Source organism: Ralstonia sp. NFACC01 (assembly GCF_900115545.1).
GTDB classification, from domain to species: Bacteria; Pseudomonadota; Gammaproteobacteria; order Burkholderiales; family Burkholderiaceae; genus Ralstonia; species Ralstonia mojiangensis.
The window spans coordinates 479,366-502,074 of the sequence record NZ_FOWV01000004.1; the positions used below are offsets into that span (position 1 = coordinate 479,366).

A 22,709-nucleotide genomic window follows, 5' to 3' on the forward strand; every position below is an offset into this window, starting at 1 on the left:
CCGGCCAACGGGTGGGCTTAAATCTGGCTCATGCCGCCGTCGGCAATGATCTCCGTGCCGACAATGAAGGCCGATTCCGGCGCCGACAGATGCAGCACGGTCGAAGCAATCTCCTCCGGCTGGCCAAAGCGGCCCATCGGCACCTGGCTCTGGATCTGCGCAGCGGTAGCGGCCAGCGTGTCGGCATCCAGGCCGAGCTTGCCGTACAGCGGCGTCGTCACGGGGCCGGGGCTGACCACATTCACGCGGATGCCCGAGCCGATCAGCTCACCCGACAGCGTCTTCGCCAGCGAGATCAGCGCAGCCTTGCTCGCGGCATACACCGACGAATTCGGCATGCCGATGTGCGCGTTGATGGAGCCGTTCAGCACGATCGACGTGCCCTTGTTGAGGATGGGCAGCAGTGCCTGGATCTGAAAGAACGCGCCCTTCACGTTGGCGTTGAAGGTGGCATCCCACAGTGCCTCGTCCACGTCCGGCACGGCGGCAAACCGGGCCATGCCGGCGTTGATGAACACGGCGTCCAGACGCACGCCGGCCTCCTGCAACTGACGGGTCAGCTCGCGTGCGGCCGCCACGCTGCCGGTTTCATTGCGGATGGCGATGGCGTTGTTGCCGAGCGCGGCGCGCGCCGTTTCCAGCGCTGCGGCATCACGGCCGGTAATGACCACACGGGCGCCTTCCCGCACAAATGCCTGGGCGGCTGCCAGGCCAATACCGCTGTTGCCGCCAGTGACCAGAACGGTCTTGCCTTCGAAGCGATTCATGATGTCCTCCAGTAGGAAAGTTGAACTTGAACAATCGCGTGACTGCAGTGTGGACGCGGGTAAGCGGTTTGCCATACGATCTGGACGATGAACATGTTCGAAGGAATTGCACATGTTGACGGACGAAGAATTGGCCCTGCTTGAGGCCATCCGGCAGACGGGCAGCCTGTCGCGCGCGGCTGCGCAACTGGGCAAGGCGCCGTCGACCGTGTCGTATGCCGCACGGCAACTGGAGCAGCGCTTCGACGCCTTGCTGTTTGATCGGCGCAGCTATCGGCTGCAGCTCACGCGCGCCGGGCAGTTGTTGACGGAAGAAGCCGCGCGGCTGGCGCAGGACGTATCGCGCGTGGCGCAGCGCGTGCGCCAGGTGGCCAACGGCTGGGAAGACCGCTTGTGGATCGTGACGGACGAACTGCTGGAGTTCGAATCGCTCATGCCCGTGATGCACGCGTTCGACGCACTGCAATCGGGCGTGGCGCTGCGCGTGACGCACGAGGTACTGGCCGGCACATGGGAGGCGCTGCGCGACGGCCGTGCCGATCTCGTCATCGGGGCGACCAACGAGCCGCCGTCCATCCCGAACCTCGGGTGGTTCGAACTGGGCGTGGTGGAGTGGGTGTTTGCCGTGTCGCCTCGGCATCCGCTGGCAGCCATCGAGGCGCCACTCACGCGTGAGGAAATTGCCCGGCATCGGGCCGTGGTGGTGGCCGATTCAGCGCGAACCACCGCCGGCCGCGCCTACGGCATGCTCAGCGGGCAACCTACGCTGGCCGTGCCCAGCATGCGTGCCAAGACGCTCGCGCAGCGCGACGGCCTGGGCGTCGGCTGGCTGCCGAGGCAGCGCGTGGCATCGTTGCTCGCGCGCGGCGAGCTGGTGGAGAAACGCACCACCGATCCACGTGAACCGAACCTGCTCTACGTCGGCTGGCGCAGCGGCGATGGCGATGGTGAAGGCCGCGCACTCCAATGGTGGCTCGAACAACTACGGCAGCCGCGTCTGGCCAAGCGGCTTGTGCAAGGCGTTGGCGCATTCGCCTGAAACTTCACCGGGCCACGTGATCTTGCCTATGCTGGGATGACGCCGACGCCGACGCCGCATTCGCCCGTCGGCGCAACACAAGCGACGCCGACTGTTGCGGAATGATCAACGTTGCAGCGTTTGTCTTCTGACAAACCCTCGGGTGGGTCAACGCGCGCGGTCGGCCAGCGTTAATCGGTCACGCACGTATCTCCGTGCCTCGTTGAGGGTCTCGTTATGAAACTGTCTGCGTTGATGTTTTCGATGGGTGCGCTGGTGATGGGCTCGGCGTTTGCGCAGGGCACCGCCGCGCCCGCCACCGCACCGGCAGCGGCCCCGGCGGCCGTCCACGCGGTCTGCAAGGATGGCACCCCGTATAGTGGCGCGACGCTCAAGGGCGCTTGCCGCGGCCATGGCGGTGTCGACAAGAAAGCCAGCGCAGGCGGTGCACCTGCTGCCGCGCCGGCCGCTGCACCTGCCGCACCGGCTCCGGCCAAACCTGCCGCAGCCGCTCCCGCCGCGCCTGCCCCGGCACCTGTAGCCAAACCCGCAGCCGCAGCGCCTGCCAAACCGGCCGCGGCCGCTGCAGGCACCGTTGCCCCCGGCGGCGGCCCCGACAAGGTCTGGGCCAATGCCAGCACCAAGGTCTACCACTGCCCGGGCGATCGCTATTACGGCAAGACCAAGCAGGGCGAATACATGACCGAAGCCGACGCCAAGGCTGCCGGCATGCGCCCCAGCCGCAACAAGGCCTGTACCAAGTAAGACACGCCTGAAGCAAACTCGCACGCCGCGGCCCACCCGGGTCGCGGCGTCGTCCATTTCAGCCTGATTACCGCATCGCATGCCCCCCAGCAACGAACATCCCGCCGCCGCCCTGCAGCACCCAGAGGGCTTCGCCCCGTTGGCTGCGCCGCCCCAGCCGCCACAGCAGCGGGTGGTGCGCGACGTCATCGCAGGGTTCTCGATTGCGGGCCTGTTGCTGCCCGAAGCCGTTGCTTACGCAGGCATAGCCAGCCTGCCGCCACAGGCCGGGCTGATCGCATTGCTGTGCGGGCTGGTGGTCTATTCGCTGGTCGGCACGAGCCGCTTTGCCATTGTCTCGGCCACATCGTCGTCGGCCGCCGTGCTATTTGCGACGGTGCTTTCGGAGCCCGGGGCCAGCGGCCCGACGGCGCTCACGATGGCGGCGGCGCTCATCATCGCAACGGGCGTGCTGTTCATCCTGGCGGGCGCGGCACGCCTGGGCGGCATGTCGGATTTCATCGCGCGACCGGTGCTGCGGGGTTTCACGTTCGGGCTGGCACTGACGATTGCCGTCAAGCAGTTGCCCAAGATCCTCGACGTGACGGTGCACCACAGCGACACGCCACGCATCGCGCTCGACCTCATCACCAGTGCGGCCAGTGCCAACCGGTACAGCACGACATTGGGCGCCGTCGCACTCGCGCTGCTCTTCGGCCTTGGGCGCTGGGGGCGCATTCCGGCCACGCTGGTCGTCATCGTGCTGGCCATCGCGGCTGGCTACTGGATCGACTGGCACAGCTACGGCATTGCCGTGGTCGGCCATATCGACCTGCAGAACATCAGCTTCGGCGTGCCTGCGCTGAACCGGGTGCAATGGATGCAAAGCGCCGAACTCGGTTTTGCCCTCATGCTGATCCTCTATGCCGAGTCCTACGGCTCGATCCGCAACTTCGCGCTCAAGCACGGCGATGGCATCTCCGCCAACCGTGACCTCGTCGCACTGGGCTGCGCGAATCTGCTCTCTGGCCTGCTGCACGGCATGCCCGTCGGCGCCGGATATTCAGCCACGTCTGCCAACGAAGCCGCGGGCGCGCAATCGCGTTTTTCGGGGCTCTGTGCAGCAGCCGTGGTGGCGCTGATCGTGTGGTTGTTCCTGCCGCAACTCGCGCGCATTCCCGAGCCGGTGCTGGCGGCCATCGTGATCTTTGCGGTGAGCCATTCGTTGCATCCGGCTGTGTTCAAGCCCTACTGGGCCTGGCGCCGCGATCGGCTGGTGGTGATTGCCGCGTTGCTGGCCGTGCTGGTGCTGGGCGTGCTGCACGGGCTGCTGGCCGCGATTGGCGTGAGTCTGCTGTTGACGCTGCGCCAGCTTTCCGAGCCCAACGTGAGCGTGCTCGGTCGCCTGCGGGAGAGCCACGATTTCGTCGATGTGTCACTGCACCCCGAAGCCAAGCCGGTGCCTGGCGTGCTGATCGTCCGGCCCGAAGTCCCGCTGTTCTTCGCCAACACCGAGCGCGTGCTCGGCAAGGTGCGTGCGATGCTGCAACAGCCGCATGAGCCCGCGCTGCGCGCCATCATGCTCAGCCTGGAAGAAACACCGGACGTGGATGGCTCGGCCATCGAAGCGCTGCGCATCTTTGCTGCCGAATGTGCGGCGCGCGGCCTGCAACTGATGCTGGTGCGACTCAAGCCGCGCGCGCTGACCGTCCTGCAGCGCGCCACCGACAACACGCTGCGCACCGAGATGCTGCACGAGCTGAGCGTGGACGAGTGTGTGCAGTCGCTGGCCTCAACGGGCGGCACACCCGCACCGGCCTAGCGCGACAACGCCGCCTCGTTCCAAACACGCCGGTCTTCCCGGGGCTGCGCGACGCACGCCACCCCCGGCGTTGGCGGATTAGCGCGGGGCGTTGCCCGCTGCACGCGCGCCTTCGAGAATGATGCGCGCCAGCTTGGCGTAATCGCCATCAAAGTGATGGCCGCCAGGCAGCTTCACCAGTTGCACCTGCTTCGGGTCCAGGCCCGGGCAATTGGTGTCTTTCTCTTCCTTGCCGTAAATGCACATGCCCAGGCCCGCCGGCAGCTTCTGCACCTCCGGCAGGATCGGCAGGCCGGACGCGCTGCTCGACACCCAGTTGGTCATGTGGAACTCAAAATCGGCACGCTTGCCCAGACCCATCATCACGGCCAGCGCAACATGCTCGCGCGATGCCGCCGGCATCCGGTTGACGATGAAGGGCAGCACGTCTGCGCCCTGCGAATAGCCAATCAGCAAAGCCTTCTGTTTCTTCCAGCGAGCGGCGTAAAAGCGCACGAGCCGATCCATATCGGCGGCGGCAGAGGCTGGCGTGCGCGGCGTCCAGAAGTAGCGCAGCGAATCGATGCCGACCACGGGCACGCCTGACTTGGAAAGCGCAGCGGCCACCTCCTTGTCGAGCCCTGCCCAACCGCCGTCACCCGAGAGCAGTACGGCAAACAACTCCGACGGTGTACCGGGCTGCGCGGGCACTTCGATGATCGGCAGGTCGGACACCGCTGCGGGCGGCGGCGGGGGCGGCGGTTTGCGCTGCGCGACAAGCTTGGCGAAAGCAGTCTTGAAAAGGTCGGAGGCGGTCACGGGCGGTGCATTGGCAGCCGACACGGTAGTCGGCAACGCCACCGACTGCGCCCCCGAAATCGTATCGATGAAGGCTTGCGTGGCACGCGCTTCGCACAGCGGACCGGAGCGCCGCGCAAACGACGTCGGCGTGGCCGATTGCAGCGCCACCCACGGCGCAGACAGCTTCGTGGCGGGCAGCAGAACCACCCCGGCATTTTCAGGCGGCTTGACGCGCTTGGCGGTGGTGCGGCTCTCGCTCATGCGGCGGCTGAAGTGCACGCCCTCGCCCTTGCACAGCGGCTTGCGCAGCTCCAGCACGGGGCAGAATTCCATCGACATGGCCGCGGCAAAGATATTCGGGCGCGCCTGGGCAATCATGGCGTAGGCCAGCGCACCGCCTTCGTTGTCGCCAACGAGGATGGGCGGGTAGTAGCCTGGCACTTTCTCGTAGGCCTGCAGGAAGCGGCTGAAGTTTTCGAGGTCACCGTCCGGGAAGGCGCAATCGCCCAGGTCAGCCTCCAGGCTCGCGAACAGCGCAGGTGTCGACAGGCCTGCCACCAAGGCGCCCTGCTGCGCGAGGCTCTCTGCCATGCGCGATGCGGCGGGCGTCCAGCCCAGGTCGCCCGAGAGCATCAGCACGACGGAGCGGATTTCGCCCCTCGGCTTGTAGACCGGCACATCGCGAAAGCGCCCGTGCGTGACGAACTCGACAGCACCCGGCGCCGCCGCGGCCGTGGTGGGCGCCACCACGGGCAGCGACAGCACGCCGCCGTTGGCGGCCTTGTTGGCGGTGACAGCCGCAGCGCTCATCTGCAGGCGAGGCGGCATGTCGCCGCGCGGCGGCACCGCCAAAACACCGCTGGCGCCCGTCATGCCCACAGGCGGCACCAGCACCGGACCCTGCGCAGGTGTGGGCTTGGGGGCAGCCGGAGCATCGGCTGCGATGGCCCAGGACGTTGCCAGCACCATGCCGACCGCACTCAAATGCCCAGCCCAACGCAAGCCTTTGCGTAGCACTCTCCGATGCCGCGCCTCTTGTGTGCGCGGTGCTTGCCAACTCATTTGGAGATCACTCCCTTCAAGCCGCCGCCGATCAACGCGGCGACGTCCGTCAATGTGAACAGCGGCGCAATACCGCCACGTGCGAGCAGGTAGCGGGCTTCCCACACCGGCTCGAACTTGTCTTTGAAATTGCGCAGCCCTCTGAAATTGTAGAAGCGCGCGCCGTGTCGGAACATCATCCGTCCGAAGCGGTGCCAGCGCGGCGCAAGCTGATGCTCAACCATGCCCGACATCGGTGCCATCCCCAGCCCGAAACGCTGATACCCCTGCGCCTGGAAGTGGAGGATGACCTTGCCGAACAGGAAATCCATCGTGCCGGGAGGCACGTCGCTGCGATAGCGCATCAGGTCGACGCTCGCCTCGATGCGCAGCACGTCGGGGCACATCAGCGTGGCAAACGCCAGGATGACGCCCTCGCGGCGCACCACGGCCACGGGCTGGCTGCGGATGTAACGGTCGTCAAACGCGCCCAGCGAAAAGCCTTTTTCGCGCGCATTCTGGTTGCGTAGCCATTCATCGGAGATGGCGCGCAATTCGTCCAGCACGGTGGGCACATCTTCCGTCGGCACGATCTCGAACGACAGGCCTTCGCGCTCGCCGCGCGTCACGCCATGGCGCAGGTTGGCGCGGCGCGAGCCCTTCAGGCTGAACTCGGGCAGCGACACATACGCCTCTTCGCCCAACTTGTAGGCACGCAGGCCCGCATCGAGATACAGCGACAGCGTCTGCGGCCGCGTCTTGTAGAACGCGGCGCGCCCGCCATGCGCGTCGGCCATTTCGATAAAGCGCCAGATCAGCTCGGGCCATTCCTGCTGCGCGCCCACGGGGTCCGACAACGCCACCCACGAGCGCCCCTGCTTGGCGTACATGATGAACGCGTTGCCCGACGGCGAAAACAGCAGGCTCTTGTCGCCCATCAGCGCGAGCGTGGCATCGGCGGCGGGCTGCTTGCGGACGATCTCGGCCGCGCGGGAGAGTTCTTCGTCGCTCGGGAAAGTCGTAACGCCCGGCTCCTTGCGAAAGAGCTGCCACATGCCGAAGCCGAGCCCCGTTACGGCCACAGCCATCAGCGCGCGGATGGAACGCGGCGCATCGCCGTCGAACGTGAATTGCCACCAGAGCTGGTTGGCGTAAGCCACCTCGCGGTAGGCGAAGAAGAGGATCCACACGCACGCCGCAAACACGCAGACCATGGCGAGCAGCCACCCCGCCTCCAGGCGCTGCGAGAACAGCGACGACGGCCGGTCAAACTGCCGGCGCGAGATGACGAGCAGCATCGCCAGCGTCACCAGCACCGCCATCTCCGACACGGCTATGCCCTTGGGCAACGCCAGCACGCCGGTGAGCAGCGACAGCACCAGCGCTGCCCACCATGCGGCATCCAGCCGGTGCAGCAGCCCGCGTGCGACAAACAGCATGATGAGCCCCGCCACGCTGCCGATCATGTGCGAGGCTTCCACCACGAACAGCGGCACGTGCATGCGCAGAAGGTCTTCGGCTTCGTCGCTGGCTGGGGTGACGCCCGAGACGAGCAGCATCACGCCTGCCACCATCGTCAGCGCTGCCAGCAGCCCCGGCGACAGCTTGACCGCGGCGCGGCCGAACGGCGCCCCCGCGCCGGAACGCAACTCGAACGCGCCAAGCATGGCGGCGGCCACGACCAGCGGCAGCAGGAAATAGATGACGCGGTAGAACAACAGCGCAGCAAGCACCTCGGCCGGCGGCGCTTGGCCGCTGCAGCCCAGGAGGATGACCGCCTCGAAGACGCCCAGGCCGCCCGGGCTCTGGCTGAGCACCCCCAGCGTGACGGCCAGCGCGTAAAACGCCACAAAAGTGGGCAGATCGACGGCGCCTGCTGGCATCAGCACCCACAGCGCCGCCGCAGCCGCACTCATATCCGCCGCTGAAATCGCGAACTGCCGCGCGGCCAATCCTGGCGGCGGCAGGCGGATTTCCCATCGGCCGAACAGCGTCACATGGCGCTGACGCATGCACAGCACGAGCAACGCGACGACGCCGGCCAGGACCAGCAGTGCCACGACTTCGAGCAGCGCCGCCGGCAAATGCGTAATCGCGGCGATGTGCGGCGCGCCCCACAGCAGCCCGACCGCGCCAAAAGCCGTGGTGGACACGCCCAGCGCCCCTGCATCAAACGCGACCGCCTCCGTCACACGCGCGGCATCGACCCCGGCCGCCGTGTACAAGCGCGTGCGCACCGCCCCGGCCGTCAACGAACCGAGGCCGACGGTGTTGCCCAGCGCATAAGCAATGAACGAGGTGGTGGCCACCGTAGCGGGCGCCACATGCGCGCCGGCATAGCGCAGGCCGGACGCGTCGTAACCGGTCAGGGCGACGTAACTGAGCGCCGTGGCCAGCATGGCCAGCATCAGGTGCGAGCGCGGCGTGGCCTGCAGCGCGGCGACCATGTCGGCGTAGTGCACATGGTCGAGCAGCGCATACAGGCTGTCGAACACCAGCGCGCCAAGCACCAGCACCACACCGATCACGATCCAGCCAGCGAGGCCAAAGCCGGAATCAGCGGGCGCAGGCGTGGCAGGCGCGTCAGGCACGGTGCGGGCCGAGGATCGGCGTGATGTTGGACTGGCGTCGTTGGACGCGGCGTCAGGCATGGTGAAAAACGAAATCCTGCTGGCTTGGTGGAGTGCCGGTCAAAGCGATACACGAATCCGGACACGCAGAGACGGGAGAGCGCGGCAAGCCAAACCGCCGAAGCCCATGCTCCGCACGGTATCGACGTCTTGATTGGACCCCGACCTGCCGGCACGGGCTTGTCGCGCGCGCCGGCTTTCTCTCGCCCCGCGCTTCAGACGGCGCGTGTGCTGGATTCGCACGTTGTTTGCGGCCTACGTAAGACGGCTAAAACCGCCGATGCGTTGACACGCAGCCCGCATTTTACGGTTTGGGCGCGCTCTCCGGCGCCTTGGGGGGCACATCGGGCTTGCCGGCATCGACGGAAACCGGGTCACTGGCAGGAAAGGTTTCCTCAATGCCCTCGTCGAGCAGGGCTTCTTCATGCGTATCGGCCACGGGCGGATGGGGGTTGGCGGGCGCCGGAGTGGGTGAGGCGCGATCGTCTGGTTCTGGCATGGCGTTCTCCAAGAATGCTTACCCAGAATAGGCAAAGCTGGCCTGACACGACGGCATGGGGGGCGGAATGCACATCTGTCGGGTGGGCAACATGCCCAGCGCCGCGGGTGCGGCACTCAGCCGAGGATCAGCAAGCTGCACACCCGCCGCCAAAAACGTTGCGTGAACAGGATGAAATCAACCACCGCAAACGTTTTCATTGCAGAAAACGTCTTAGATAGTATTGCGTAGGAAGGTGGAGTCCGGTACACAATTGAGGCTACCGTTTTCAATATTTTCACAATTCTGCGCATGCCTTTACAGCGCGCCACGGGTGCCTTCCTACGGCGGCCTTCCCTGCTGATCATCGGCGCGTCGTTGCTGGCGCTAATGCTGGCCGCACTGACCGCACTGTCGCTCTGGGAAATGCGCACGGACGCGCTGGCCCGCGCGCGCGACGCTGCTGGCAACCTGTCGCTGATCCTGCAACGTGACATCGCGCGCAACATCGAGGTGTACGACCTGTCGCTGCAGGCCGTGATCGACGGTGTGCGCGACCCTGCCATGCTGGCGTTGCAGCCCGCCGTGCGCCAACTGGTGCTGTTCGACCGGTCGACCAACGCGCAGGACCTGGGCTCCCTGCTGGTGACTGACAAGGTCGGCAACGTGGTCCTCGATTCCCGTTCGGTACCGCCGCGGCATATTCACCTGGGCGACCGCGACTACTTCCAGGTGCATCAGGGATCCGCGAACGTCGGGCTGTATATCAGCGAGCCATTTACCCCGCGCGTGACTGGCCTGGATACGTCGCTCGGACTCAGCCGGCGGCTGAACGGCCCGCATGGCGAATTCAACGGCATCGTGGTCGGCACGCTGCGCCTGAATTACTTCCGTCGGCTGTTTGACGGCATCAACCTCGGCCCCCACGCAACCGTAACGCTGGTACGCACCGACGGCACGCTGCTCATGCGGCGCCCGTACAACGAAAAACTCATCGGCCGCAGCCTGGCCGATGCCACCGCCTTCCAGAAGCGGCTGCTCGCACCGGAAGGCTCCTACGTAGACGTCGCCGGCATCGATGGCATCGAGCGCCTGTTCAGCTTCCGCCATATCGGCGACCACCCGCTGATTGTCACAGTCGGTCTGGCCACCGAAGACATCTACGCAGAATGGCGGCAGCGCGCATGGGTGATCAGCGGCATCGTGCTGATGCTCGACGCGGTATTCATGGTGCTGTCGTTCCTTTTTGCGCAGCAACTGCGCAAGCGGCTCGATATGGAGCAGCAATTGCATCTGCTGGCCAATACCGACAGCCTGACCGGACTCGGCACGCGCCGTGCGCTGGACTCGGCATTGGACGTTGAATGGCGTCGCGCCAATCGCCATCACACCCCGATGTCGGTGCTGATGATCGACGTGGACAACTTCAAACCCTACAACGACAAGTACGGCCATGCCGCCGGCGACACCGCGCTGCGCACGGTGGCACGCTGCATCAACGACAGCATCAAGCGCCCGGGAGATTTTGCCGGCCGCTATGGCGGCGAAGAGTTCTGCGCTGTGTTGCCCAATACGGACCTCAACGGCGCCATGCGCGTGGCCGAAAGCATCCGCACCGCCGTGCTGGGCGCCGACGAGCCCAACGTGGGAAGCGCGTACGGCAAGCTGACGGTCAGCATCGGGGTGGCTTCCCACTCGGGCATCGCCGCGGCGGACGATACCGTTCAAGACCTCATCCACCTCGCCGACGGGCGCCTGTATGAAGCCAAGGCGGCGGGCCGCAACGTGGTCATGCCCAGACAGGAGCGGCCGAAGCTGGCAGTGGTCTAGTCCAGCCCCCGCAGGCACCCCACTTTGGGGGCATGCCATTATCGGCCATCGCTTCTGCACAATGCGCGTGACTTTCAGGAAAACGCTGTGAGCAAACCTCCGCACTCCCACTTCGATACGTCTGCGCTGCCGCGCGAGCATCAATTTGCGGCGTGGCGAGATGCCATCAACGTGCTGTTCGATACGCGCTCCGCCGCGCCGCAGTCGCATGGCTTTCAGGCCAGCGTCGACGCTTATCTTTGCGGCGAGACGGGTGTGGGCATGATCAGCGCGCAGGCACAGCACTATGATCGTTCCCGCTCCAAGCTGGGGCGCGACGGCATGGATGTCTACGTGCTCCAGTATTACCTGGAAGGCAGTTGCGGACAGCGCGACTGCGCCACCGGCACCGCCACACGCCCCGGCGATCTGTTCATCGTCGACGCTGCTCAGCCGCTCGCCACAAGCACGAACGACAGTCGATTCCTGAGCCTGGCCGTGCCACGACGCCTGCTGGCGCCGCTGCTTCGCGCACCGGACGAACTGAGCATGCGTGTGCTGCGTGGCGATGCCCCGATGGTTGGGCTGCTGCGCGATCACCTCTGTTCGCTCTATCAATCGGTCGGGAAGTTGAGCAATGCCGAGGCGCAGGCCGTCATCCCGGGCACGCTGCAACTGGCGGCGGCCGCCATCAACTGCCAGGTGACCGAAGCCAGTGCGCCGGCCGTGAGGGAAAGCCTGTTTGCGTCGATCTGCCGGCACGTGCAGCACAACCTGTCCGATCTCGCGCTTTCGCCCGAAGGCGTGGCCGTGCAGTTCGGTATCTCGCGCGCCACGCTGTACCGGCTGTTCGAGCGCGAGGGCGGCTTCTTCAACTACCTGCGCACGGAGCGCCTGCGACAGTGCCACGCGATCCTGGCCGACCGATCGCAGACGCACCGTTCGGTGGCCGAAATCGCGCAGACCTACGGTTTTTCCGACGCATCGAACTTTACGCGCGCGTACCGCCGCGCCTCTGGCATGTCGCCGCGTGAAACGCGCATGCTGGCCATCGAAGGCCGCGCCGCTGCCATGCCTTTCGTGCAACACAAGGACTGGCGCACCTGGGTCATGCAGATGCGCTGATGCGCGCGCCTCCCTTCCCCGCACTCCCTTTTTTCTCCCACCTCCCGCGCCCTGCCGCCTCCAAGACTGAGACGCGCTGACAGGTTCGCGCGACGGCCGAACCGGTTCGCGCGCGCAGCCCCTTTCGTCGTTGAATCCCAACTGACGTGCATGCGAGCATCCGGCCCGACCTGATGAGCGCCCATGCGCTCGCGGCGGGCACGTGCGACGTGCCCTCTCTTCGTCGAACAGGTCAAAGCGGTGCGGACATCCCGCGCTTTGCACAACACACAACGACAAAACGGGGGTCTCGTGAAAGACATTACGGGAAAAACGCTTGCCTTGACGCTGTTCGCCACCGTGGCCCTGGCCGCGTGCGGCGGCGGAGATTCAGGTAGCAATACCGCCAACAACGGCGGCAACACGGGTGGCAACACGCCGCCTGCATCCACGTGCGCAGAAACCGGCGTCGATGCCAAGTACGCCTGCCAGACCGGCAGCACCGAGCCGCTGTACGCCTATCAATGGGCGCTCAAGCAAGCGACCAGCTTCTTCGCGGCGTTCGGCCTGGTGGCCAACGGCACGACCGACATCGACGTGGAAGACGCGCACAAGGCCGGCATCAAGGGCCAGGGCGTGAACGTGCTCGTGCTGGACGACGGCATCGACGTGCACAACGAAGATCTGTTTGCCAATGCCAACTCGGACATGACGCACAACTTCGACGATGGCTCGAACGATCCGACACCGGCAGACATTCCCGCGAACATCAAAGACGCGCATGGCACCAACGTGGCCGGCATCATCGCCGCGGCGCAGAACGGCAAGGGCGTCATGGGGATCGCTCCGCGCGCGACGCTGGGCGGGGCGCGCTTTATTGGCGCGGCGAATCCCGACATCACCGCCGCCTACGGCGGCGCTGCCTGGTCGAAGAACGGCCATCTCATCAATGCGTCGTACGGCGCAAACCCGCAGGCGCCGCTGGAGTACGACACGTCCACCTCGACACAGGCCGCGGTACGCGCCTTCCCGAACCTGCGCAACGGCCGCGGTCTGGTCATGCTCAAGGCGTCGGGCAATGAATATGAATCCATCAACGACGACATCAACCTTCCGCCGCGCACGTGCCCGACCGTGGGCGGCACCGCCGGCATGATCGGCTGCGAGAACCCTGCCAATGATCCGGAAGCGCTGGAGCCTGGCGTAATCGTTGTCGGGGCGGCAAACGCGCAAGGCATCAAGTCGAGCTACTCCAACGCCGGATCGGTCAACTGGATCACAGGCTTGGGCGGCGAATACGGCAACGGCGGCAAATACGGTGAGGTGGGTAGCGGGCCAAAGATCTTCTCGACCGACCTCAGCGGCTGCGCACGCGGCTACAGCCGAGCCAATCCGGACGACACCTATGACTTTGCGATTCCAGGCACCGCCACCAACCTGAAAGACAACGCGAAGTGTGACTACTCGAGCATGAACGGCACATCGGCGGCCACGCCCACGCTGTCCGGCGTGGTCGCGCTGATGCTGGCAGCCAACCCGAACCTGACGTGGCGCGATGTTCGCGAAATCCTGCGCGCGACGGCTCGCAAGATCGACACCGATTACGGCAGCCGTGACGGCCGTAACGCGCGAATCGACTTGCTTACGGGCGCCGCCACTGGAGATACCAGCGCCGCACTGACTGACGGCGCGACCACCGCGCGGCTGGACTACGGCTGGCAGACCAATGCCGCCGGCTATGCATATTCCACGTGGTACGGCTTCGGTCTGGTCGATGCATCAGCGGCGGTGAAAATGGCCAAGGCCACTGTCACCTACAAGCCGGCTGCATTGTCGGTGCCGGACTTCGCGGCGGCCTTTGCCAACGTAAACCAGTTCAACTACGGCGCGGTGCAGAAGCTTGGCCAGTTCAACGTGTCGGGCACGGACAAGGTCGACGCGCTGCAGCTGCGCGTATCGGGCTCGGTGTGCGTGGGCAGTGTCGGCTTCTTTGTGAAATCGCCGTCGGGCACGGTGTCGGCGTTGTCCCTGCCGTACAACGGCTATTACAACAACGGAGTCGATACCGTGAACAAGTACGGCCTGGGCAGCTACGCCTTCTATGGTGAGAACGCGGCCGGCACATGGGAGGTCTACGCCGTAAGTGGCGTGCCGACCAACGCCTGCTCGACGTACCAGCCCCAGGGCGGCACCCACACCGTGACGCTCGCCGCGCCGCTGGCCGTGGAGTACCGCGTGATTGCTGCCAAGTGAGCCCGTTCGGAGACCAATCAACATGATCAATACAACCCTGATGAAGACCGTGGCGCTGGCGGCGCTCCTCTCGATGGCTTCGGCGTGCCAGGCGGCCGACGTGACGGTGGGCAAGCACCTGAGCACGCAAGAGCTGGCCCGGTACGCAAGCGCACCGACGGTGCAGATCGAATCGCAGTCGTTCAAGGTGCTCTCCAGCGGCACGCGCACCAAGGCTGCGGGCGCGGCATCCTCAGCCGTCACGCAAGTGGCCAATGAGCGTGGCGTGGTGGGCGAGAGCCGCAACGAGGTGGTTGTCTCGCAGGTGTCGGTCGACAGCGTGCGCCAGGCAGTGAGCAGCCTGCCCGCAACGCCCGTGTCGGCGGAGTATTACGGGCACCTGAACATCAGCACCCTGCGCTTCGCTTCGTTCCAGGACGCTGTGAACGCGCGCGCGCAGCTCAAGAAGACCCTGCCGCAGGCGCGCGTGGACGTTCCGATCCAGTACGCCAAGCCCGTGGCGCGCTGATTCACTAACGCAAGTTGTACAAGACGCCCCGCCTCCGCGCGGGGCGTCTTGCATGGAGCGGCGTATCATCCCGGCCTTTTCCCCGTCAGGACAACACCATGACCAAGGCCACCGGCAGCTTCGAAGCGCTGGCCGCACGCGAAGGCGGCCTGCAGCACCGTCTCTCTTCTGCGCAACTCGCCATGATCGCCATCGGCAGCGCGATCGGCACCGGCTTGTTCCTGGGTAGCGGCGCGGCCATTCAGTTGGCCGGCCCGGGCGTGATTGCAAGCTACGCCATCGGTGCACTCATCGCCCTGCTGCTCATGGGCTGTCTGGCCGAGATGGTAGTGGCCCACCCGACCACCGGCTCTTTCGGCGCGTATGCCGAGCATTACGTGAGCCCGCTCGCCGGTTTTCTGGTGCGCTACGCGTATTGGGCGGCGGTCGTCTTCGTGATCGGCGCGGAGGTGACGGCGGTGGCGGTGTACATGGCGTACTGGTTTCCGGGCGTGCCGGCCTGGGTATGGATCGTGGGCTTCTCTGCCGTGCTCGTGTGGATCAACGCCAGCAGCGTCGAAGTATTCGGCGTGGCCGAATACTGGTGCTCGATGATCAAAGTGGTGGCGATCGTCGCGTTTCTGGCGGTGGCGAGCTATGCCATCCATCGCGCACCCGAAGGCGGGCCGATCGGCTTTCACAACTACGTGAGCGCGGGCGGCTTTGCGCCGCACGGCTGGAATGGCGTGTGGTTTGGCGCGGTGGTCAGCATCTTCAGCTTCTTCGGTATCGAGCTGATTGCCGTGGCTGCCGGCGAGGCGCGCGAGCCAGAAGCAGCCGCCACCCGCGCATTCCGCTCCACGCTGTTCCGGCTGGTGTTCTTCTACCTCTGCACGCTCGCACTGATGCTGGCCGTGGTGCCGTGGCAGCAGGCCGGCACGGGCAAAAGCCCCTTTGTGCGGGTGATGGAGATCCTCGGCATTGCCGGCGGTGCAGGCGTGATGAACTTTGTGGTGCTGACGGCGGCGCTGTCGTCGATGAACGCGCAGTTGTATGTGTCGACGCGCATGCTGTTCAGCTTGGCACGTGGCGGGCAGGCCCCCAGGGCACTCGGTGTGGTGAGCCAGCGGGGCGTGCCGCTGCGCGCGCTGGCGGTGTCCAGTTCCGGTGCGGCATTGGCTGCCGTGCTGAGCGTGGTGCTGCCGGGGCACTCGTTCTTGCTGATGATGTCGCTGGCGATGTTCGGCGCGCTCTTTACGTGGCTCGTCATCTTCATCACGCACCTGCGCTTTCGCCGCGCAGCGGAACGCGAAGGGCGCACGCTGCGATTTCGCATGTGGGGCTTTCCGGTGCTGACCGTCATCGGGGCCATCGCGATGGCGGTCATCATCGTCAGTACGGCGTGGATGGCAGATTTCCGCATGACGTTGGTCGTGGGTGTGCCGTTCCTGCTGGTGATGACCCTGGTATTCCGGCAGGCGCGGCTGGGGGTGTCGCCTGCGCGTCAGCCCTCTGCGCGCAGCTGATCCTCCACCAGCGCTACCCAGCACGCTGCCCCGATCGGAATCAGCTTGTCATTGAAATCGTAGCCGTCGTTGTGCAGCGAGCAGCCGACCCACTGGCCGCCCAAACCGTTGCCCAGCGCGAAGTAGCAGCCAGGGCGCTTCTCCAGCATCCAGGCAAAATCTTCACTGCCCATCTGCGAGGACGGCGGCACCTGAATGACGCGCTCCTCGCCCAGCACGCTCGCCACGGCACGACGCGCGAAGGCGGTCTGCTCGGGCGTATTGCAGATAGCCGGCACCAACCGCTCGTAGACGATCTCTGCGCGCACGCCATAGGACGCGGCCTGGTGCGTAATGACCTCGCGGATGCGCGTCTCCAGCAGCTCGCGCACCTCCGGCTTGGTGGCGCGCACGCTCAACTTGAGCATGGCCGTTTCGGGGATGATGTTGTGGGTCGTTCCAGCCTGCATCTGCCCAACGCTGATGACGGCCGCATCCACAGGCGCGACGTTGCGCGAGACGATGCCCTGCAGCGCCACCACCGTCGCCGCCAAAGCCAGCGTCGGGTCCACAGCCAGGTTAGGCATGGCGCCATGGCCACCGCGCCCGCTGAAAGTCACGGTCACGCGATCTGACGAACCGCCCAGCGGGCCGCTCTGCACGACGGCCACGCCCAGCGGCAAGCCGGGCGCGTTGTGGAAAGCGTAGATGCCATCGCAGGGGAAGCGCTCGAACAGACCATCCTCCATCATGGCCACGGCGCCGGACAGCCCCTCTTCATCGGGCTGGAAGATGAGGTTCAGGGTGCCGTTGAAGTTGCGCGTGGCCGCCAGGTGCTCGGCGGCGGCAAGCAACGTGGCGGTATGGCCATCGTGGCCACACGCATGCATGCGGCCGTCCACCTGGCTGGCGTAGGGCAAGCCTGTGCGCTCCTGCATGGGCAACGCATCCATGTCGGCGCGCAGGCCGATCGTGCGCTTGCCGTTGCCCACCTTCAATTGCCCCACCAGGCCGTGGCCGCCGACGCTGTGCACGTCATAGCCCCATTCACGCAGCAGACCGGCGACGAGCTGGGAGGTGTGCGGCACGTCGGCACCCAATTCCGGATTGGCATGGATGCGATGACGCAGTTCGGCAAAGCGGTCAGCGCCCACGTGCAGGGCCTGGGGGATGCTGGGTGAATTCGGATCGAGGTACATGGTGCTAGGTCAGAGGCGAACTGGGTAAAAGCAACGATGGCGCGATATCAATCTCAATCGCGGCCGGGATACGTCGGGAACAGCGTGAGCGCGCCCAGGCTGATTGCACTGCTGGCCAGCAGATACCAGGCCGGTGCCATCGGGTTGCCGGTTACGCCCAGCAACCACGTAACGACGAGCGGCGCAAAGCCGCCGAACACGGTCACCCCCAGGCTGTACATCACCGACATGCCGGTTGCGCGATGCTGGCGCGGGAAGGCTTCCATCAGCAGCGCCGCACCCGCGCCATTGCTGACGGCCATGATCGTCACGCCCAGCGCGATCAACCCCATGGTGAGAGCCAACCCCGCACCGGAAGACAGCAGCACGAAGCCCGGGTACGTGCACGACAGGCTGACCGCAGACGCGACATACAGCATCGGCTTGCGTGTCGGCAGGCGGTCGGCAATCAGACCAAACAGCGGCGACATGACCAGCATGGTTGCCCCCGCCACGCAGGCCGTGAGAAACGCCGTGACCGGCGGCATGTGCAAAGAGTGGATCAGATACGTGGGCATGTAGAAGATCAGGATGTACATGGACGCAGTGGCCCCCGTCATCAGCAGCATGCCCAGCGCCAGCGTGCGCGCATGCTGGCGAAGCACGTCGACCACGCTTCCGTGCGGGGCGGCCTCGTGCGTCTCCTTCAGATGCCGGCGTATGTACATGCCGACCGGCGCGATCAGCAAGCCCACCAAGAACGGCAACCGCCAGCCCCAGCTCTGTAAAGTCTCGGGGCTGAGCACGGCGCTCACACCGGCCGCACTCAACGCGCCGAGCAGCGCCGCCGCGCCCTGCGTGGCTGCCTGCCAGCTCACCAGGAAGCAACGCCGGCCCTTGCTGGCCGATTCCAGCAGCAGTGCCGACGCCGCGCCGATTTCCCCGCCGGCCGACAGCCCCTGCAGCAAGCGCCCTAGCACCACCAGCACCGTTGCCGTCACGCCAATCGTCGCGTGGCTCGGTGTGAAGGCGATCAGCGCGGTGCCGGCCGTCATCAATGCAATCGTCAGTGTGAGTGCTGCCTTGCGGCCACGCCGATCGGCCATGTTGCCGATCAGCACAGCACCCAGCGGCCGCATGACAAAGCCCGCACCAAACGTGGCGAATGACAACAGCAACGAAGCCAGCGGGCTGCTCGACGGAAAGAACAATCGCCCGATGGTGGCGGCAAAGAAGCTATAGACCGTGAAGTCGTACATCTCGAGCCCGTTGCCGATGGCGGCGGCAACGACAGCGCGGCTCGAATGCGGGGTGACGGTGGTGGTGCCTTGGCGCGGGGCGCCAGCGGGCACGGCGATCTGGGCATCCATCTTGATGTCTCCTCCAGTCGGGCGGGCTTCTATGAGCGTCCCGCAATGCGCTGGATTGAAGGGCAATAGTAGGAGCTGTCGGGCCGATTCCGCCTCTCGCTTTTTTTCATGGCTATAGCTGTTGGCTATGGCGGGAGCGCGCATCCCAGCCTGCCCGGCTAGCCCAACGGCCGCCCGAGGCGGATTCCACAGTACAGTTGCTGGCTGACGGCGTGGCATGCCAACCCTTCGCTGCACCGTGTATCAAGGACACCTATGAAGCTCAACCAGCTACGCGCACTGGTCACCGTTGCCGAGACGGGCAGCATCCAGGAGGCCTCGCGCCTGCTTCACGTCACGCAGCCCGCGCTCAGCAAGACCATCAAGGAGCTGGAAACGAGCGTGGGCGCAACGCTGTTCGTACGCTCGAGCAAGGGCATCCGGCTTACGCCGTATGGCCAGCGCCTGGTCGGGCATGCACGCTTGATCAACGAAAGCGTGAAGCGCGCACGGGAAGACCTGGAAGACATGAAAGGGGCGGTGACGAGCGAACTGACGGTGGGCGTCACCCCGGTCACCGCGCTCATCGGGCCGGTGGCCGATTGCCTCGTGACCTTCCGGCGCGAATTTCCCAATGCGCGGTTGCGCATCCTGGAGGCACGTCCGGGCCAGTTGTTGGAACTGCTGCGCGAGGGCGCCATCGACTTTGCCCTGACGTCTCAGTTGCAGCCGGGCGAGCGCGGTTTCGACCACACCGTGGTCTGCCGCGCGCAGACGCTGATCGGCGTACGCAAGGGTCACCCGTTGCGCGGCCACCAGCCTCTGCATGCCTTGCAGCAAGAAGAGTGGCTGGCCCCTGATTCGCTTGCTGACGAGCACTCGCCGCTGTACCGACTGTTTGCCGATGCCGGTCTCGCCCCGCCCGAGCGCGTAGTCGAATGCAACTCCATGACGCTGCTGCTCGAGCTGTGCTGGAAATCGGACGCCCTGCTCCTGCTGTCGAGCGAATCGACGCGCTCGCCCATCATCCGTCAGACGATCGACTTTATCGAGACTGATCAGCCAATGCCCGAGCGCGTCATCTCCCTGCTCACGCGGGATCGCCACGTTCTGACAGCGCTCGGCGCGCGCTTGTATGACGCGCTGGCACAGGCGTTGCGGCAAGCCTATCCGGAGCGGCCGGCGCAGCCGTGAGCCAGCGCGATTCCGTGCCCGATCAGGCCAACGCCAGCGCCTGATCCAGATCGGCCAGCAGATCATCGATATGCTCGATGCCGATGGATAGCCGGATCGTCTCCTGCCGCACGCCAGCCTTGGCGAGTTCAGTCTCTGAAAGCTGGCGATGCGTGGTCGATGCCGGATGCGTGGCCAGCGACTTCGCGTCGCCAATGTTCACCAGCCGCGTGAACAACTGCAGCGCGTCCTGAAAACGCGCCCCAGCAGCGAAACCGCCCTTCACGCCAAACGTAAGCAGCCCCGGGGCCTTGCCTGAAAGGTACTTGCGCACGAGCGCGTGGTCGGGGTGGTCGTCCAGGCTTGCATGGTTGACCCACTCCACCTTGGCGTGGCCGCGCAGATGCCGGGCGATGTGCGCGGCGTTCTGCGTGATGCGGTCGATGCGCAGGCCCAGCGTTTCGATGCCCTGCAGGATCAGGAACGCGTTGAACGGCGACAGCGCCGCGCCGGTATTGCGCAGCGGCACCACGCGGGCGCGGCCAATATACGCCGCGTCGCCCAGGGCTTCCGTATAGACGACGCCGTGGTAGCTCACGTCCGGCTCGTTCAGGCGCTTGAAGCGCGCCTTGTGCTTGGCCCACGGAAACTTGCCCGAATCGACGATCGCGCCGCCCAGGCTTGTGCCGTGGCCACCCAGATACTTCGTCAGCGAATGCACAACGATGTCGGCGCCGTGCTCGAAGGGCCGTGTCAGATACGGTGTCGGCACGGTGTTGTCGACAATGAGCGGCACGCCGTGGCGGTGCGCGATCTCGGCCAGCGCGGCAATGTCGGTGATGTTGCCTAGCGGGTTGCCGACCGTCTCGGCAAAGATGGCCTTGGTGCGGTCGTCGATCAGCGCTTCGAACGATGCAGGGTCACGCGGGTCGGCAAAGCGCGTGGTGATACCCGACTGCGGCAGCGTGTGCGCAAACAGGTTGTAGGTGCCGCCGTACAGCGTGCTGGCCGAGACGATGTTGTCGCCTGCTTCCGCAATCGTCTGGATCGCATATGTCACGGCCGCCTGCCCCGACGCCAGCGCAAGCGCCCCGATGCCGCCTTCAAGCGCGGCAATGCGCTTCTCCAGCACATCGTTGGTCGGGTTCGTGATGCGCGAGTAGATGTTGCCCGGCACCTTCAGGTCGAACAGATCGGCGCCGTGCTGTGTGTCGTCAAACGCAAATGCAACGGTCTGGTAGATCGGCACGGCCACCGCGCGGGTGGTTGGGTCGGCGCTGTAGCCGCCATGGACAGCCACGGTGTCGGGTTTCCAGGCGGGGGCGGTGCTCAAGGACGGCTGCGTCATGGTGCGTCTCCGGAAGGTTGGTCCGGCGAGCATAGGGTCAGCCCTGCGGTTGGGGGAACGACCGTTTTTGTCTTTGGTTATGCGTGAAACGGCACGATGCGGAGGCCGCATGCGGTCATGCGGATATCGCATACCTAGGGTAAACACGTGCCACCTGGCGTGAGCCGAACGGATAGCCTCCACAGCATTGAACGCACCGCGCCGGAGGGGACATGGAAGTCAAATGGATTGAGGACTTTATTGCCCTCACGCAGCACCAGAGCTTTTCGCGGGCAGCGGAAATCCGCAATGTCACCCAGTCCGGCTTCAGCCGGCGTATCCAGGCGCTTGAGCAGTGGGTGGGCGCCGAGCTGGTGGATCGCAGCACCTATCCGCCCACATTGACAGCAGCCGGGCGCCTGTTTGAAGAGGCCGCCGATGACGTGCTGAGCAAGCTGATCGACACACGCGCCATCATTCGCTCCGAGCACCGCATGCCCGGGCCGGGGCTGCAGATTGCAGCGGGTCACACCATCTCATTGAACTGCCTGCCCACCTGGTTGGCGACGGTCGGCAAGCACATCGGCAACCTGCGCGCTCGCATTATTCCGGGCAATGTGCACGACTCGGTGCTCATGTTGGTCAACGGCACCTGCGACCTGATGTTCGCGTACGACCACCCCAACCTGCCGCTGCATCTTGACCCGATCAAGTACCCCAGCCTGACGGTCGGGCGCGACACCTTCATGCCGGTCAGCAAGCCCAACGCGCGGCTAGGGCCGATGCACCGCCTGCCCGGCACGGCCAACCGGCCCCTGCCGCTCATCTCTTACACCCCCACGAGCTATTTCGGCCGTTGCCTGGCGCTGCTGTTGAGCCAGGCCGATGCGCAACCGTTCCTGCGGCTCGACTATGAATCCGACATGGCCGAAATGCTCAAGAAGATGCTTCTCGCCGGTGAAGGCATTGCCTGGCTGCCAAAGAGTTCGATCGAGGCGGAGCTTGCCGCCGGCGTATTGGTGCCGGCCGGCGGGTCAACGTGGTCGCTTGATCTGGACCTGCGTGTGTATCGCAACCAGTACACGCGCAACGAGCTGCTGGAAAAACTCTGGCGCCATCTGAGCCTGCCCTGAACCTGCATCGGCAGGCCGTTTGCTCGTTTACCCGAACTATGCGGCGCTCGCATGAGCCCTTGCGGGAGCCGCATCACGACGCACGCTGCCGTTCCTACACTCCGTCCACGC

17 protein-coding genes are annotated in these 22,709 nt (G+C 65.6%); 10 read left to right on the plus strand and 7 right to left on the minus strand.

Translation table 11 applies throughout. The features are described from left to right. Window positions 1-17 precede the first annotated feature (17 nt). Window positions 18-767 carry an SDR family oxidoreductase gene (locus BM136_RS13230; RefSeq protein ID WP_092972258.1) on the minus strand — a complete coding sequence of 250 codons (750 nt, stop codon included), beginning with the start codon at window positions 765-767 and terminating at the stop codon, window positions 18-20. Window positions 768-879: 112 nt separating this feature from the next. Between BM136_RS13230 and BM136_RS13235 the strand changes: the two genes are divergently transcribed. The 3 genes from BM136_RS13235 to BM136_RS13245 all read left to right on the plus strand — a co-directional run bounded on the left by BM136_RS13235 (window position 880) and on the right by BM136_RS13245 (window position 4,351). Then, window positions 880-1,806: a LysR family transcriptional regulator gene (locus BM136_RS13235; protein ID WP_092972259.1), complete on the plus strand. Its 927-nt coding sequence runs from the start codon at window positions 880-882 to the stop codon at window positions 1,804-1,806. Window positions 1,807-2,022: 216 nt separating this feature from the next. Further along, window positions 2,023-2,550 (plus strand): sunset domain-containing protein, encoded by a 528-nt coding sequence (locus BM136_RS13240; protein WP_092972260.1) that lies wholly within the window; start codon window positions 2,023-2,025, stop codon window positions 2,548-2,550. A gap of 79 nt (window positions 2,551-2,629) precedes the next feature. After that, window positions 2,630-4,351 (plus strand): SulP family inorganic anion transporter, encoded by a 1,722-nt coding sequence (locus tag BM136_RS13245; protein ID WP_092972261.1) that lies wholly within the window; start codon window positions 2,630-2,632, stop codon window positions 4,349-4,351. Between the two features lie 78 nt (window positions 4,352-4,429). Here the strand turns inward: BM136_RS13245 and BM136_RS13250 are convergent, their stop codons facing one another. The 3 genes from BM136_RS13250 to BM136_RS13260 form a co-directional block, all read right to left on the minus strand. Next, entirely contained in the window at window positions 4,430-6,193 is a 1,764-nt protein-coding gene (locus BM136_RS13250) for a virulence factor family protein (protein ID WP_092972262.1), read from the minus strand. Then, window positions 6,190-8,823 carry a bifunctional lysylphosphatidylglycerol flippase/synthetase MprF gene (mprF, locus tag BM136_RS13255; protein WP_092972263.1) on the minus strand — a complete coding sequence of 878 codons (2,634 nt, stop codon included), beginning with the start codon at window positions 8,821-8,823 and terminating at the stop codon, window positions 6,190-6,192. Before mprF ends, BM136_RS13250 begins: the two co-directional genes overlap by 4 nt. Before the next feature lie 283 nt (window positions 8,824-9,106). Continuing rightward, window positions 9,107-9,301, minus strand: a complete 195-nt coding sequence (locus BM136_RS13260; protein ID WP_092972264.1) for a hypothetical protein — start codon at window positions 9,299-9,301, stop codon at window positions 9,107-9,109. A gap of 291 nt (window positions 9,302-9,592) precedes the next feature. On the opposite strand from BM136_RS13260, the gene BM136_RS13265 reads away from it, so the two are divergent. The 5 genes from BM136_RS13265 to BM136_RS13285 all read left to right on the plus strand — a co-directional run bounded on the left by BM136_RS13265 (window position 9,593) and on the right by BM136_RS13285 (window position 16,459). Beyond that, window positions 9,593-11,110, plus strand: a complete 1,518-nt coding sequence (locus BM136_RS13265; RefSeq protein WP_092972265.1) for a sensor domain-containing diguanylate cyclase — start codon at window positions 9,593-9,595, stop codon at window positions 11,108-11,110. An 87-nt stretch (window positions 11,111-11,197) separates the two neighbouring features. Next, on the plus strand, window positions 11,198-12,214 hold the full coding sequence (locus BM136_RS13270) for a helix-turn-helix domain-containing protein (RefSeq protein WP_092972266.1): 1,017 nt from the start codon (window positions 11,198-11,200) through the stop codon (window positions 12,212-12,214). 291 nt (window positions 12,215-12,505) lie between these two features. Continuing rightward, complete coding sequence (locus tag BM136_RS13275; RefSeq protein WP_092972267.1) at window positions 12,506-14,446, plus strand: S8 family serine peptidase; 1,941 nt, start codon at window positions 12,506-12,508, stop codon at window positions 14,444-14,446. A 22-nt stretch (window positions 14,447-14,468) separates the two neighbouring features. After that, window positions 14,469-14,954 carry a hypothetical protein gene (locus BM136_RS13280; RefSeq protein WP_092972268.1) on the plus strand — a complete coding sequence of 162 codons (486 nt, stop codon included), beginning with the start codon at window positions 14,469-14,471 and terminating at the stop codon, window positions 14,952-14,954. Between the two features lie 98 nt (window positions 14,955-15,052). Then, window positions 15,053-16,459, plus strand: a complete 1,407-nt coding sequence (locus BM136_RS13285) for an amino acid permease (protein ID WP_092972269.1) — start codon at window positions 15,053-15,055, stop codon at window positions 16,457-16,459. Here BM136_RS13285 and BM136_RS13290 read toward each other — a convergent pair. Further along, window positions 16,438-17,637 (minus strand): M20 aminoacylase family protein, encoded by a 1,200-nt coding sequence (locus BM136_RS13290; protein WP_092972270.1) that lies wholly within the window; start codon window positions 17,635-17,637, stop codon window positions 16,438-16,440. The genes BM136_RS13285 and BM136_RS13290 overlap by 22 nt on opposite strands. Before the next feature lie 53 nt (window positions 17,638-17,690). Next, window positions 17,691-18,986, minus strand: coding sequence for an MFS transporter (locus tag BM136_RS13295; protein WP_092972271.1), 1,296 nt, complete (start codon window positions 18,984-18,986; stop codon window positions 17,691-17,693). A 255-nt stretch (window positions 18,987-19,241) separates the two neighbouring features. Between BM136_RS13295 and BM136_RS13300 the strand changes: the two genes are divergently transcribed. Next, window positions 19,242-20,159 (plus strand): LysR substrate-binding domain-containing protein, encoded by a 918-nt coding sequence (locus tag BM136_RS13300; RefSeq protein WP_092972272.1) that lies wholly within the window; start codon window positions 19,242-19,244, stop codon window positions 20,157-20,159. Window positions 20,160-20,181: 22 nt separating this feature from the next. Here the strand turns inward: BM136_RS13300 and BM136_RS13305 are convergent, their stop codons facing one another. Beyond that, window positions 20,182-21,486 carry an O-acetylhomoserine aminocarboxypropyltransferase/cysteine synthase family protein gene (locus BM136_RS13305; protein WP_092972273.1) on the minus strand — a complete coding sequence of 435 codons (1,305 nt, stop codon included), beginning with the start codon at window positions 21,484-21,486 and terminating at the stop codon, window positions 20,182-20,184. A gap of 212 nt (window positions 21,487-21,698) precedes the next feature. Between BM136_RS13305 and BM136_RS13310 the strand changes: the two genes are divergently transcribed. Further along, a complete protein-coding gene (locus BM136_RS13310; RefSeq protein ID WP_092972274.1) occupies window positions 21,699-22,598 on the plus strand; it encodes a LysR substrate-binding domain-containing protein in 900 nt (299 codons plus the stop codon). Window positions 22,599-22,709: the final 111 nt, after the last annotated feature.

What these genes read in the sequence shown, in the direction of transcription:
- BM136_RS13280 (WP_092972268.1), top strand. Translation starts at nt 14,469, where the DNA reads ATGATCAATACAACCCTGATGAAGACCGTGGCGCTGGCGGCGCTCCTC.
- BM136_RS13300 (WP_092972272.1), top strand. Translation starts at nt 19,242, where the DNA reads ATGAAGCTCAACCAGCTACGCGCACTGGTCACCGTTGCCGAGACGGGC.
- BM136_RS13230 (WP_092972258.1), bottom strand. Translation starts at nt 767, where the DNA reads ATGAATCGCTTCGAAGGCAAGACCGTTCTGGTCACTGGCGGCAACAGC.
- BM136_RS13305 (WP_092972273.1), bottom strand. Translation starts at nt 21,486, where the DNA reads ATGACGCAGCCGTCCTTGAGCACCGCCCCCGCCTGGAAACCCGACACC.
- BM136_RS13310 (WP_092972274.1), top strand. Translation starts at nt 21,699, where the DNA reads ATGGAAGTCAAATGGATTGAGGACTTTATTGCCCTCACGCAGCACCAG.
- mprF (WP_092972263.1), bottom strand. Translation starts at nt 8,823, where the DNA reads ATGCCTGACGCCGCGTCCAACGACGCCAGTCCAACATCACGCCGATCC.
- BM136_RS13265 (WP_092972265.1), top strand. Translation starts at nt 9,593, where the DNA reads ATGCCTTTACAGCGCGCCACGGGTGCCTTCCTACGGCGGCCTTCCCTG.
- BM136_RS13260 (WP_092972264.1), bottom strand. Translation starts at nt 9,301, where the DNA reads ATGCCAGAACCAGACGATCGCGCCTCACCCACTCCGGCGCCCGCCAAC.
- BM136_RS13240 (WP_092972260.1), top strand. Translation starts at nt 2,023, where the DNA reads ATGAAACTGTCTGCGTTGATGTTTTCGATGGGTGCGCTGGTGATGGGC.
- BM136_RS13245 (WP_092972261.1), top strand. Translation starts at nt 2,630, where the DNA reads ATGCCCCCCAGCAACGAACATCCCGCCGCCGCCCTGCAGCACCCAGAG.
- BM136_RS13285 (WP_092972269.1), top strand. Translation starts at nt 15,053, where the DNA reads ATGACCAAGGCCACCGGCAGCTTCGAAGCGCTGGCCGCACGCGAAGGC.
- BM136_RS13250 (WP_092972262.1), bottom strand. Translation starts at nt 6,193, where the DNA reads ATGAGTTGGCAAGCACCGCGCACACAAGAGGCGCGGCATCGGAGAGTG.
- BM136_RS13235 (WP_092972259.1), top strand. Translation starts at nt 880, where the DNA reads ATGTTGACGGACGAAGAATTGGCCCTGCTTGAGGCCATCCGGCAGACG.
- BM136_RS13295 (WP_092972271.1), bottom strand. Translation starts at nt 18,986, where the DNA reads ATGGATGCCCAGATCGCCGTGCCCGCTGGCGCCCCGCGCCAAGGCACC.
- BM136_RS13290 (WP_092972270.1), bottom strand. Translation starts at nt 17,637, where the DNA reads ATGTACCTCGATCCGAATTCACCCAGCATCCCCCAGGCCCTGCACGTG.